A 13008-nucleotide genomic window follows, 5' to 3' on the forward strand; every position below is an offset into this window, starting at 1 on the left:
GTTTAGTCGGATTTTTTATTTCCCCACTTCTGGCTTCTTTTTATTAAGCTTTTTCCGTCTTTTTTGCATTCTTATTCGTGCTTTTCGTGCTGCTTCTTTTTTCTTTTTATGTTTGTAAATTAAATAAAGCATTCCACCAATCAGTAGTGTCATGGCTGCTGCTATTACTGACAAAATAATCAGAGTCCAATTTGGGGCTTTTTTTTCTAATTCTACAGCATCTGTGTTTAACGTCTTAGATTCCTTTGCTGAAATTGTAAAATCTTCTTCAAAGGTCCATTGATTTTCACCCGATTTAGCCGTCATATCTAGTGTATAGGTTCCTGGCTCTAAGCTTTGATTGTCCCAACTAATAGGAAAATCAAAGTTAGAGTTGGGGGCCATTGACATATCTGTTTTTGTAGCTTCATGTAGAACAGTACCGTTCCCTTTTTTCCTTACTTTTGCATGAACATCAAATTCTTTTATTATAGTTGCTTCTGTATTTTGTAAGTTCACAGTTACAGCCGTTCGATAATTTAATAAGGCTGGTTTGATTTGATTCATTTTCAACTGTGGCTTAACTTCCTCCAATGATTCTCGCAGCTGAATGCCAATTACATAAGAATAATTATTTTTAATTTGCACATTTTTTTCGGCTTCTTTTGAATCCTCGGCTTCCTCTTTTTTTGTCACATAAAATCCACCGAGTAAAAGACCGTTAAAAGATTTATCTGGCATTTTAAGTGTGAATGGAACTTGCTTAGTTTCGTTAGGAGCCAAAGTCACTTCTTGTTCCTTTGAAATAACTGAGCTTAACGGAGTTTTTAATGTTGAATCTAGCTTTCCTTTCGTTTGGCTATAGTCAATTACGCCATTTTGATTGGTTGTAGCAATGTTAGGAGACAGGATGATAGTAGTCTGCTTATCGCTAGAATTGCTAACAGTTAGGGTAATTTCTTGTTCTTGTCCTGGCTCCATTTTCAGGTCAAAATAAGTAAGAGTTTTGTTGATTTGGTTTTCTGGTATGTTGGCTTTGGCAGAATAGGCCATGCTTCCTTCTGCTCGCCCTATAATTGGTGAAATTAAGCCCCCTATTAGTAATATAACGATTAATGAATATAGTTTTCTCATCTTGATTGATTCCCCTTTTCTGAATGAAACAACAAGGACCTCCTTTATCAAAGTGATCCTTGTCTGCAATTTTTACTTATTTAGGTGCATCTTCCAGCTCCCATGTAATTGAAGAAGTATATTCAGTATTCGCTTCAGGTGTTCCTGCTAAGACATTTAACTGAATAGATTCATTTGCTTCCTCCGTACCAGACCAAACATTGAGCCAAGTACCCCGACCGCCTTTATTGCTGGCATTCATAACCAGTTTGCTTTCTTGATTATCAAATAAAAGATCTGATTTAACTGGAGCTAATGAAATATTACTAGTGCTTCCAGCCTTTACCACACTATTCTTCATAGACAAAGTAGCACCTTTTAGCTCTTGCTTGTTTTTATTAGTAAAAGGGCTCATTTTCGCTGATAAACTCCAGCCATCTCCTGACCCACGTAAATCAGTTACTTGCACAAATGGATCTGCATTCAAGGCTTTATATGCAATCGTTCTCCCTGATATTTTCTGTTGTCCAAATTTTAAATTTGAAACATAGTCGACCGATAGAGGCCCAATTTGACCCGTGCCTTTATTTTCTGGATCTGAACTATCTATCGGCGTTGGGATTATAGGATTGTCTGGATCTTTTGGATTAACAGGTGGCGTGACCACACCATCTCCCGCAATAAAATCAATTTTGCTTTCCGATATTCCATTCGACGTAGCCTTTACTTTGAATCCTCCAGTTAATGGTATTACAATTGTCAGTGCTATAAGAATAATTCTTTTTTTCATTTTTATTCCCCTTTATTAATGATTACGGCGCATCTTCTAACGACCAAGTAATCGTCGATGAGTAAGTAGCGACTTTATTCCCTGATGGAACAGCTAACGTTACTTTTTCACCTTTTCCCTCAAAGGAGTTTACCCACGTTGAACGTCCTTGTGTTGTACTAGCCTTCATAATACTTGTTGGAGTTGTTGATAGATTTACTTTAAAGGCTGTCGGTGTTAAAAGTGGATCCACACCTTCTTTTGTAGTCAATGTGCCTTCTGGTATAGTCATTACAGCGCCTTTTAGCTCTAATTTATCATCCGCTGTTTTAAAATTAGTTGCACTTACTTTTAAATTCCAACCTAAATCTTCCCCACGCTCATCTGTCACTTGAAGACCTAACTTAGTGCCTAAAACAGGTGACGCTTCAAGAGGCAATTTTGATTCAGCACCTAATTTTTTCGTTGGAAAATTAAAACTTGAAACAGCATCTAAACTTAACGGTCCTTTATTATCTAATCCTGGTTCAATTCCTGGATCAATAATCTCTGGAACTGTTGTTGAGTCCCCGGCTTGCAGTTCAAAATTTGCTGTTGAGGAACCTTTACTGACTTCTGCAGCATTTACTTGGGTGGTTCCTAGTAATACAACGCTGACTAAAATCCCTGTATTTAGTGATAGACCTATTAATTTATTTTTCATTTTCATTTTTATTACTCCTTTTCTCTGACTTTTTATTTTGGTGCATCCAGCAACGACCAAGTTACTGTAGAGAGGTACTCTCCATTTTTATTTCCTGCTGGTACAATTAACTTGATTTCATCTTTATCAAATACACTCGTCCAAGTTCCTGCTCCAGAACCCGCAAGAGCATGCATTAAAACAGTTGGTTTTTCATTTAATTCCACTTCTGATACTATTGGTGAAAGAGAAACGTTCGTACCAGCCGTTTCAATTACTCCCACTGGTAATATCAATTTTGCACCCTTCAATATTTTCGTTGCATCCGTACTGTCCGTAAATGCTGTTTGTGAAACTTGTAGATTCCACCCTGCTTCTTCTCCACGATTGTCTGTTACTTGCACGTTAGAATCTGTTACTACTGATGTGTAAATTTGTTCTTTACCCTCTAATTTATGTGTATCAAATAATAATGGTGCTACGTTATCAACTGTCAAAGAGCCTGTATTGTCCGTTCCCCCTGGTGGTACTGTTGGTTTGGTTGGCACGGTTGGACCTCCTGTATTGTCTCCCGGCGTTAGCTTGATATATCCATGAGAAGTTCCACTTTTCCCATTTTCACTCCCCTTGATCGTATCTCCTGGTGCTGCAAAAGCTACAGTTCCTATATTAAATAAAAAACTTGTACTGATTAACCCTGTAACGAGCAATTTTTTTGAATTCATTTTTTACTACCTCCGTTTTACTCTATTTATTTTTACTACTGAACCAACTAACAACAAACTCCCCACTATAAGTACACTTGTTTGATGCTTTTCACCAGTTTGAGGCAAATATCTATCTTTTTTAACTTCCTCACTCCCTGTACTGGGAATTTTTTTTTCATCTAATTCTTTTTTCTTTGCTGATTCATCACTTTCAGTAAAAACTATCCCGGCCTGACTTGTTGTTGTACTTGCTAAAGACACTACTGGGAAACAAAAAAACAGCAATATTAGGGGAAACAAAAGCAGAACTTGCTTTTGCACAGGCATCTGCTCACCTCCTTTCCAATTAATTTTTATTTTTTAATTCTAAAGATTCTCCAAAATAATCAACATAGCTTACTTTCACGACATTTTTAAATTTTTCCTTGATGATAGTCGCTACTTTACTTTCACCTAACTCGCTATTAAAAACTAAGCTCTTCGAAATACTTTTTTCGAATTCATGAGTTCCTCTTTTAACTAAAACCTAAAACTCTACATTATAAATAAAAACGTCGGTCCAATTGTCATCAATGATCATATTTGTCACTCCATTGCTTTTTTAGTAAGAGTAAAAATTACTTACTTATACTATTCAGTGTAGAACATTTATATTTTCTCATGTTATCTTAATTTAGTATGGAATCGGACATTTCATGATAACCGCGTGATTTAATGCTAATTGTAGCCGTTTTCTGGAAATGAATTTAAAATGACTTTATCTGACACATTTGACTATAATCTAATTTTCTATATAATATTAAATCTAGATAACTAAACCTACATATCACTTGCTAACCATAAAAAGGAGATTTCATTGTGGACACATTACTTATGAAAAAAGATTTAGCTAAACTAACATTATTTCGAGAACTTGTATACAACCAACCAAAAGAATTATCACTTGACTACTTTTCAGAATTGCTTAACATCTCTAAACGCTCAACACTGAGGACAGTTGAAGAATTAGCCCATGATTTAGAAAAAGATTTTGAAGATATGGAAATCAAAAAAAATAAATATTCATATTCAATAATGAATAATTCTCTTATGAATAACGAATATTTTATAGTTAGTTTACAGCTGTTTTATTTAAAAAATTCAATCCAATTTAATATTATTTACTCACTCTTAACGAAGTACTTTGATTCAATGACACAATTATCTGAATATTTATACATCAGTACTCCTCATTTATATAGACAAATGCCCGAAATAAAACGTTTCTTAGCTGGTTTTAAAATCGATATTATTTTCACAGAAGCGAAAAAGAAAACAAATTTTGTTGGTTCTCCAAAACATTTAAAAACATTTTATTACTTTTTTTACTGGGGAATTTCACAAGGTATCGCATGGCCTTTCGAAGAATTTTTTCCATTAAAAAAATTCAACGAAACATTTCAACTCGCATTTACAGATCCCTCTCACATCCCCTCTAAGACAAAAAAATTGGAAGTTTTATTTTTATTATCTTATTTAGATAAAGTGAATCCGCCTTTTGAGTTATCAGAAGATATCAAAGAAATAGCAATTATTTTCAAAGATATCAATGATGTCTCTACTTATTCTCATAACTATGTAACACATGAAGATGAGCGCTTATTTATAAATTTACTGTCTAGAATTTCTATGGCTGATTTAGATAACGAAGAAGAAAAAGTCGTTATTTATCAACGAGTTCTTTCCTCAGACTCTCCAATCGTCACACATTCTATTAAAATAACAGAATCTATTTTCACTCATTTTTTCCCGGATATTTTTATTTCAATTGAAGACCGTGCTGTTACTTTTTACTATATTTTTATTTTCCATATCTACATTCATTATTTTGGCATAGACTTGTCTGTATTATTTACGAATCCAGTCAGCCTAAAACGTTTCTCAACTAAGTCTGAACAATTTAAATTAATTGAAAAAAACATTGTCCATTTCTTTGACTCAATAACGACTGAGCACAATATTAAAGTCGATGAAAAGTATCTAAATGGCTATTATTTTTTAATTGCCTCCATCATTGATTATGTTGATCCAATGTTTTTAAAAATATACATTCAGTATTCAAAACACATCGCTGGAAAGAACATTATAAAAAGTAAACTATATACTATGTTTGGCAAAGAAAATATTATTATTGTGGATGATATTAACGAGGCTAAAATTATTATTTCTGATTGTTTTGAAAATGAGAACCAAGGTCAAATCCTATTTTTAATTGCTGAAATTTCCCGACCAGAAATGTGGCAAAATTTGATGCTTCTAATTCTAAAAGAAAAATTCCAAAAATCCTTCCGCTTCCCGTTGATGCTTGATTAAAACAGACTAAAAAAAGCTCTTAAAAACCATATCGGCTTTAAGAACTTTTTCGTATTTACTTCTTAAAATCATCAAACTTCTTTACCCATTTCAGCATACTTTCTTCACATTTTCTGAGTATACTAAAAGAGTAGTAAGGATGACAAGCATTCTTACCTAAAGCTAAACAATAACCAAACTAACTTTTTATTTTCATTTTTTCATTACAACTCCTCCAAAGTGTAATGAGGCCTTCGGGTCAAATTCATGTCTGTACGATTTGTAAAATCTACAGCCATGACAACTCCTTTTTGCCACCTGACTCTCCATCAGGTGGTTTTTTTTATTTCTTTATTTTTCAAGATTATGCCATCAATAAATAACACGTCTGTATTGTTCCTCTTAAAAATATTTAAACTAGTGCTCTCTTACGTTCCAGTTTTTATAACTAGTAACATCCAACAAAGTTTGTGAGAATTTATTTTCAATTTCTTCTAACAACTTCAATATTATTGGAGATGAATTATCTAAATTCAAGCTTTTTATCTCTATCCACGAACTACCTAATGAATCATTTTTCTCATCTGCTAACTCTAAATGGTTATTTTCTTCTAATTTTATATCAATATTATATAACACAAAAATATGATGTACGATTGTATCTTCACATTGTACAAAAGAATCATAACATCTAACGTTAGAATATTGGGTTACAGAAAAAATAGTTTCTTCCGCTACTTCTCTTTTCAATATATCTATGAGACTTTCAAATTCTTTTTGACTGCCTCCTGGTAAATCATATCTATTTTTATAAGGACCACTATTTTTATCTATGCACAAGAGCTTTTTCTCTCTTATACAAACTCCATATACGCCTAAATGAGTCTTATATATTGCCATAGCTATTCATCTCCTTTCAAAAGTAGTGTCGAATGTTTATTTTTATAATCTTCTATCAGCTTATAAACCCCTGTATAAAAGTATTTACCAATTTAAAACCATATTACTTATGATAAATCCCTAAACAACACGAACTATATAAAAAATCCACATGACGCATGACGCATGATATTTTCTTCTTGAATTATATATAAATTTTTTTCATTCATCTATTTTTGTATTTAAATACGAAAATATATCACGTACAAATATTTCACCAACTATTCATTATTAATAGTCGTCACCTTTCTCAATATCTTCTGTAATCCATATAGATAAATAACAAAAACAACCAACATACTATTTTTAGTGACATTTAAAACTGATAAAAAATCAAGGGATTCTTTTTGACTATGGTATGCCTTCAACACATTTAGTACTGTTGTATTGGTATATAGAGCCGCTATATATAACGTAGTGAACATGATTAGTTGATTTATCACACTACCAATATTGGTTAACCGTGCTTTTGCAATTAATCTAAAATCTTTTGGTAAATCTACATGATTGTATACATATTGATCCAACTCACTATTCAGCTCGCTTACAAATAATGAAAGACATAAAATCCCCACATAAAAAGTAGGCTGAAACAATAAGAAAATAAAACTAACTAACAAACCTGTCATAATCAACTGTTGTTCTGAAATACCATAAAAGATTTTTTTTAAGAACGAAATAAAAGCACCTTTGACTAACATACCCACTAGATAAATATAATAGATTACCATTAGTTCACTCTCACCGTTTTTGATAACTTGGTAAAATGTTAAAAAAGCCAAAATAAAATTAGTTAGCATTCCTTTGTAAATTATAACAGACGATAACTTGAAAGATATCCTTCTTTCAGGATGCTTTTTATAGCGATATATACTATAAAAAATCATAATTATAAAAATGGTACAAATTAATCCTGGTAATAGATTAGTTATTCCTTCCTTTTTGTCTTCTTTTAGCACAAAAACAGAGGCAAATATAACAATGAATAAAAACAAAGATTCAAAAATAGCATATTCAGGATAGTCATTTTTATTTTTAACATCAAAAACTAAATTTTCTGATTGATGCTGATACAACCAAATTAACGCAATACCTAATACAATAAATACAATAGCTGAATTTAATTGAATCAATTTAGCTAAAGAAATTAAATACAGTATAGAGCATAAAATCCCTCCTATTTTCCATTTCAAAGAAGGGGAATTAATTGATTGTGTTAGACTAGTTCTTTTTAATGTTGCATAACTTGGTATCAATATACCACTACATATTCCCATAAGAATTCCTGCTATACTGTAAATAAAAATTGATTCGTTACTTATGAAAGCCATCAAACAGCCTATTATCCCTATAAACACACTATATTTGAATAGTTTAGTTACCTGTACTGGATTTGAACGAAAAATAAACAGTACAGAAGATTTAATACTATAATAAAATATAAGAGGTAGTAAAAAAGATTTTGATCGATGGTTAATAAAAAGATGAGTCAACATAAGTATAACAAAAGGATGAAAACTCTTTATAAGAATGCTCGTAAAAAAAGGGAGCCTTATGTTAAATTTTCTGATTGCCTTTATCATTGTAATTTCCTCCACATCAAAAATTCTTCAGTCTTATCTACTATATCTCTATTACTAAAATTTATCAAAGATTTACTGTATTTGTATTTCAAAGATAGTTATATATGTTTCTTTGAAATACGGAAAATTTATTTTTGTATGATTAAAAAGAACCAATCCTAAACGATCTCAGGATTGGTTCATAAGGATAATATATATTTGTGATTAGTATTGTTTCAAAGCTTTCTTCTTTAGAATAGGGGATAAAATCTCAGTGAACGACCTAGCCTAACGCCATTTTGTCTCACCAACAACCGTGAATCGTATCTTGAAAAAACTAGACACTTCTTTACAGATCAATCGACTTCACTTATCTAAACACCTTTGTTTTGACGAGTTCAAATCAGTTAAGAAAGTTCAAGGGAAAATGATTTTTATTTTTATGGATGCCAAAATGATTATTGACCGATTTCATAGTGTCCAATTAATGACGCGTTTGTTAAATCAAATTCGGATTCGAATCATGAAGAAATTCAATCACTTCGCTACTTATGACCAAAAAGATTATACGAAGTTGAAACGTTACTAGCGCTTGATTTTACAGAATTCTAATACGTTAGATTTTAAACATTATTCCTGTCAGTCTCTGTTTAAAAGTTATCTGGCAACGACAGATGTCGTGGACTATCTTCTAGCACTAGATGAGGAATTAAAAGCAACCTACTTGTACTACCAAGACTTGTTTTATGCCTTTAAAACAGCGGATTATGCGTCCTTTGAAAATGTATTAAATACTGTTCCACCAAAGATTTCTAACGAAATGAAGAAAAGCGTGAATACCCTAAAAAAACACAAAAACCACATTGCCAATACCTTTCAGTCTCCCCATTTAAACGGACCAATTGAAGGAACCATCACTAAAATTAAAGTATTGAATCGGATTGCTTTTGGTTACAGAAGCTTTTCTAGCTTTAAAAGAAGAATTTTATTGGCCTGTCGTACAACACAAAAAGCAGCTTGAGTATTTCCCTCAAACTGCCTGATTAAACCTGGCTTCTATTCTCTTGAAAAAGACCCATAAACATCATTTGACATAGAGCCGCTTTAAGAGCTATTTCCCTATTTACTTCTTCTATTCATCAAACTTCTTTATCCTTTTTAACATACTTTCTTCACATTTTGTGAGTATACTAAAAGAGTAGTGAGGATGATGCACATTCTTACCTACAGCTAAACAACAAGCAAACTAACTTTTTATTTTTCGTTACAACTCCTTTTTGTCACCTGACTCTCCATCAGGTGGCTTTTTTTAATAGTTTAAATATCTACTAAGTGCATAGAATATCCGGTTTTCACCTTAATCTCTAAATAACGTTCCCATGCTTCCATTCCATTAAATGGCGCAATTAGAATATTCTTCCTATTAATCACATCTTGTAAATTATCCACTTTCATTGACCAGTTAGGAAACTTAGCTTTCATTTCATTTAATTTCAAATTAGCTTCGGCTGGGGTAAATGGTTGAACAACTAGTTGATAGTGTGTTTTATTTGGCAATTGCATTAAGAATGATTGGTAACTTGGAAAAGCTGCTCTAAATTCTTTCAAGCGTTCTAAAGCTTCTTTCTCATTAAAAGGACTAATAACTACTGCTTTTTTTGTTTGATTGACTTGACCAGATGATTCTCCAGTAATTTGCATACTATATCCAGTTTTTTCTTTGATTTCCAAGTATCTCTCTGCTACTTCCATTCCATTAAAAGGCGTTATTAATACACCTTTGCGTTGTGATACATTTCTTAAGTCATCAACTTTTTTACTCCAATTTGGAAATTTACTATTTAATTCTGCAAGTTTACTATCTACTTCCTTTACATTAAAAGGTTGAATAACTAGTTCGTATTGCGTTTCATTTGGTAAGCGGCGTAAAAAGGCTTGATAGTTTGGCGCTTTCTGTCTAAACTCCGCTAGTTTACCAAGCGCTTCTCCTTCATTAAAGGGACTGATTACTACTGCTTTTTGAGTTGCTTCTACCGGGTTTCCATTTACAATTCTTCTTGCAAAACTAGGATAATAATAAGCCATATTCGTTACTTTAACAACATCTCCGGTTGTTGGGGCATGAACAAATTGATTATTACCAATATAAATAGCATTATGATAGGAATTACCTTTTGAACCCCAGAATAAGATATCGCCAATCTGTAATGAGTTTAAACTTACTTCACTTCCCATATTTTCTTGTTGTGTAGTTACTCTTGGCAAACTAATTCCGACAGCATTTTTATATACATACTGTACTAGACCAGAACAGTCAAAACCACTAGGAGTATTCCCACCATAAACATATGGAACTCCTCTAAAGCTCAACGCTAAATTTACAATTGATTGTTGTTGTGTAATTGAAAATGAAGTAATCAAATTATTGTCAATACCGATTACTGGTTCATCATCTGGAAAAACAGGCATTTCTTCTATTTTTTGCTGAATAAATTCTTCAGAATTTTCTGCAGATGCTGCTGTTCCACCGCAAAAAATAACAAGTAAAGCTAACAAATATATACTAATCTTTTTCATTATATTATCTCTCCATCCTATAAATACATTACTTTTTGTACTTTACTCATAAATTCAAAATTTTCATTCTGATAAACTAGTATTTAAACATCTACTAATTGCATAGAATATCCAGTTTTCACCTTAATCTCTAAATAACGTTCCCACGCTTCCATTCCATTAAATGGCGCAATTAAAATATTCTTCCTATTAATCACATCTTGTAAATTATCCACTTTCATTGACCAGTTAGGAAACTTAGCTTTCATTTCATTTAATTTCAAATTAGCTTCGGCTGGGGTAAATGGTTGAACAACTAGTTGATAGTGTGTTTTATTTGGCAATTTCATTAAGAATGATTGGTAACTTGGAAAAGCTGCTCTAAATTCTTTCAAGCGTTCTAAAGCTTCTTTCTCATTAAAAGGACTAATAACTACTGCTTTTTTTGTTTGATTGACTTGACCAGATGATTCTCCAGTAATTTGCATACTATATCCAGTTTTTTCTTTGATTTCCAAGTATCTCTCTGCTACTTCCATTCCATTAAAAGGCGTTATTAATACACCTTTGCGTTGTGATACATTTCTTAAGTCATCAACTTTTTTACTCCAATTTGGAAATTTACTATTTAATTCTGCAAGTTTACTATCTACTTCCTTTACATTAAAAGGTTGAATAACTAGTTCGTATTGCGTTTCATTTGGTAAGCGGCGTAAAAAGGCTTGATAGTTTGGCGCTTTCTGTCTAAACTCTGCCAGTTTACCAAGTGCTTCTCCTTCATTAAAGGGACTGATTACTACTGCTTTTTGAGTTACATTCAAAGCTTCTTGATCCCATGTTTGTAAATTATTACCCTGAATTATTGAAATTAATTTATTAGCATACTGTGGATCTGTAGCATACCCATCTTGCTGAAGCAACTGGGCCACAGTTCTATAATCTGTGATGCCAACTAAGTTAGCATATCTAGAATTCTCAGTTAAAAATTTACCGTGGTCTTCTATGCTTTCGTTCCAACTAGGATATTTTCTAAAATCAGCCATTATAGTTATCCATTTTCCATTAACATATTCTTGTGTTGGAAATTTAATTGATTGCCCATTATAAGAACCTTTAATTCCAAATAAATTATTACCTTGAATAGCTAGTCCAGATTCTCCCCATGTACTCTCTAGTGCTGCTTGAGCAGCAGAAATGGAAGGCAATATTTTATATTTCTTCCATCCTTCAATTGCACCTGATTTAATTCTTGGCAATAAAGTTGCTGGAGACCGAGTCAAATCATTTTGGTTATCTGGGCTAGCTAGACTTGCCCTTTGATCATAGTAGTTAGGCCCTATTTCTGGTTTCTTAACCAAATCAACCTCTTCAGATGGGGGAACAATTTCTCCCCCCGAAACAGCAAGCGCTTTCAAACCGCCGAATATCATTCCACTTAATACAAGTATAACTAACAACACTTTTTTCAACATAAACTTCTCCCTCCAAAACTATTTATTTCTAAAAAAATCTCCTATAAAATTAGTATACATTGAACTGGCTATAAAAATCAATTAAATATATAAATTAAAATTCAAAAAAATCATTATATAGTGATATGTAGATAAGTAACTATGTATTAAATTCGATATATTTATTGTATTTTTATCTATTTACTTCTTATATTCATCAAACTTCTTTATTCTTTTTAACATACTTTCTTCACATTTTATGAGTATACTAAAAGAGTAGTAAGGATGACAGACATTCTTACCTAAAGCTAAACAACAACCAAACTAACTTTTTATTTTCATTTTTTCATTACAACTCCTCCAAAGTGTAATGGACCAATTGATCAAAGTCAGTTCTTTGAACTGATTTGTATCATGTCTGTACGATTTATAAAATCTACAGCCATGATAACTCCTTTTTGCCACCTGACTCTCCATCAGGTGGCTTTTTTTGATTAATTTATGAGGCGATGACTATTAAGGTGGACTCCGCCGTACCCTATTACAAATTCAACTTGTTCATATTCATCCGAAATAAAATAAGATATTTCATCTGTTTCATCAGATTTAGACGGTGTTGTATAACTTCAGGTAATTCATCTTTGGATATACCCCATACCAACTCATTAATAAAGTCATTATCCTCTCTTTGTTCCATAAGTTCAATTGCAGAATCTGTTAATACCGCCTCATCAAAGTAACCTTATTTATTGTTTTTCATTAGCCACTCAAAATCTTCTCTACTTTCTAAAATAATTGGATTATCAATTGGTCCAATGTTACTAAATACAACATTATTTTTTTTTTGTCTTTAAAAAACAAAAAAAAATAATACCAATGTTACTTTTAAATTATAATCAAGATAGTAGTTGAAATAACT

Annotated in this window: 10 protein-coding genes and 1 pseudogene; 2 read left to right on the forward strand and 9 right to left on the reverse strand. The window is 32.1% G+C overall.

What is annotated here, in order from left to right; genetic code table 11:
• Nucleotides 1–15: 15 nt before the first annotated feature.
• The 5 genes from BR77_RS10430 to BR77_RS19455 form a co-directional block, all read right to left on the reverse strand.
• Nucleotides 16–1113: a WxLIP family cell surface protein gene (locus tag BR77_RS10430; RefSeq protein ID WP_035064845.1), complete on the reverse strand. Its 1098-nt coding sequence runs from the start codon at nucleotides 1111–1113 to the stop codon at nucleotides 16–18.
• 76 nt (nucleotides 1114–1189) lie between these two features.
• Nucleotides 1190–1882: a WxL domain-containing protein gene (locus BR77_RS10435; protein WP_035064848.1), complete on the reverse strand. Its 693-nt coding sequence runs from the start codon at nucleotides 1880–1882 to the stop codon at nucleotides 1190–1192.
• 22 nt (nucleotides 1883–1904) lie between these two features.
• Nucleotides 1905–2570, reverse strand: a complete 666-nt coding sequence (locus BR77_RS10440) for a WxL domain-containing protein (protein WP_015075181.1) — start codon at nucleotides 2568–2570, stop codon at nucleotides 1905–1907.
• 26 nt (nucleotides 2571–2596) lie between these two features.
• Nucleotides 2597–3268: a WxL domain-containing protein gene (locus BR77_RS10445; RefSeq protein WP_015075180.1), complete on the reverse strand. Its 672-nt coding sequence runs from the start codon at nucleotides 3266–3268 to the stop codon at nucleotides 2597–2599.
• A gap of 6 nt (nucleotides 3269–3274) precedes the next feature.
• Complete coding sequence (locus BR77_RS19455) at nucleotides 3275–3577, reverse strand: LPXTG cell wall anchor domain-containing protein (RefSeq protein ID WP_015075179.1); 303 nt, start codon at nucleotides 3575–3577, stop codon at nucleotides 3275–3277.
• A 531-nt stretch (nucleotides 3578–4108) separates the two neighbouring features.
• Here BR77_RS19455 and BR77_RS10450 point away from each other — a divergent pair.
• Nucleotides 4109–5602: a helix-turn-helix domain-containing protein gene (locus BR77_RS10450; protein ID WP_035064851.1), complete on the forward strand. Its 1494-nt coding sequence runs from the start codon at nucleotides 4109–4111 to the stop codon at nucleotides 5600–5602.
• Nucleotides 5603–5998: 396 nt separating this feature from the next.
• Here BR77_RS10450 and BR77_RS10455 read toward each other — a convergent pair whose 3' ends face one another.
• On the reverse strand, nucleotides 5999–6481 hold the full coding sequence (locus tag BR77_RS10455) for an NUDIX hydrolase (RefSeq protein WP_035064854.1): 483 nt from the start codon (nucleotides 6479–6481) through the stop codon (nucleotides 5999–6001).
• Nucleotides 6482–6741: 260 nt separating this feature from the next.
• On the reverse strand, nucleotides 6742–7797 hold the full coding sequence (locus BR77_RS10460; RefSeq protein ID WP_155520295.1) for a hypothetical protein: 1056 nt from the start codon (nucleotides 7795–7797) through the stop codon (nucleotides 6742–6744).
• Nucleotides 7798–8410: 613 nt separating this feature from the next.
• On the opposite strand from BR77_RS10460, the pseudogene BR77_RS19460 reads away from it, so the two are divergent.
• Nucleotides 8411–9103 (forward strand): annotated as a pseudogene (locus tag BR77_RS19460) (transposase).
• 296 nt (nucleotides 9104–9399) lie between these two features.
• Here BR77_RS19460 and BR77_RS18315 read toward each other — a convergent pair.
• Together BR77_RS18315 and BR77_RS19690 are read right to left on the reverse strand one after the other, a co-directional pair.
• Complete coding sequence (locus tag BR77_RS18315) at nucleotides 9400–10659, reverse strand: C40 family peptidase (protein WP_051926705.1); 1260 nt, start codon at nucleotides 10657–10659, stop codon at nucleotides 9400–9402.
• Nucleotides 10660–10742: 83 nt separating this feature from the next.
• Nucleotides 10743–12110, reverse strand: coding sequence for a glycoside hydrolase family 73 protein (locus BR77_RS19690; RefSeq protein ID WP_051926706.1), 1368 nt, complete (start codon nucleotides 12108–12110; stop codon nucleotides 10743–10745).
• Between the last annotated feature and the right edge of the window lie 898 nt (nucleotides 12111–13008).

It is taken from the genome of Carnobacterium maltaromaticum DSM 20342 (assembly GCF_000744945.1).
GTDB lineage: Bacteria > Bacillota > Bacilli > Lactobacillales > Carnobacteriaceae > Carnobacterium > Carnobacterium maltaromaticum.

Coding starts and splice junctions, on each gene's coding strand:
- BR77_RS10435 (WP_035064848.1), bottom strand. CDS start 1,882: ATGAAAAAAAGAATTATTCTTATAGCACTGACAATTGTAATACCATTA.
- BR77_RS19690 (WP_051926706.1), bottom strand. CDS start 12,110: ATGTTGAAAAAAGTGTTGTTAGTTATACTTGTATTAAGTGGAATGATA.
- BR77_RS10445 (WP_015075180.1), bottom strand. CDS start 3,268: ATGAATTCAAAAAAATTGCTCGTTACAGGGTTAATCAGTACAAGTTTT.
- BR77_RS19455 (WP_015075179.1), bottom strand. CDS start 3,577: ATGCCTGTGCAAAAGCAAGTTCTGCTTTTGTTTCCCCTAATATTGCTG.
- BR77_RS18315 (WP_051926705.1), bottom strand. CDS start 10,659: ATGAAAAAGATTAGTATATATTTGTTAGCTTTACTTGTTATTTTTTGC.
- BR77_RS10430 (WP_035064845.1), bottom strand. CDS start 1,113: ATGAGAAAACTATATTCATTAATCGTTATATTACTAATAGGGGGCTTA.
- BR77_RS10455 (WP_035064854.1), bottom strand. CDS start 6,481: ATGGCAATATATAAGACTCATTTAGGCGTATATGGAGTTTGTATAAGA.
- BR77_RS10440 (WP_015075181.1), bottom strand. CDS start 2,570: ATGAAAATGAAAAATAAATTAATAGGTCTATCACTAAATACAGGGATT.
- BR77_RS10460 (WP_155520295.1), bottom strand. CDS start 7,797: ATGGGAATATGTAGTGGTATATTGATACCAAGTTATGCAACATTAAAA.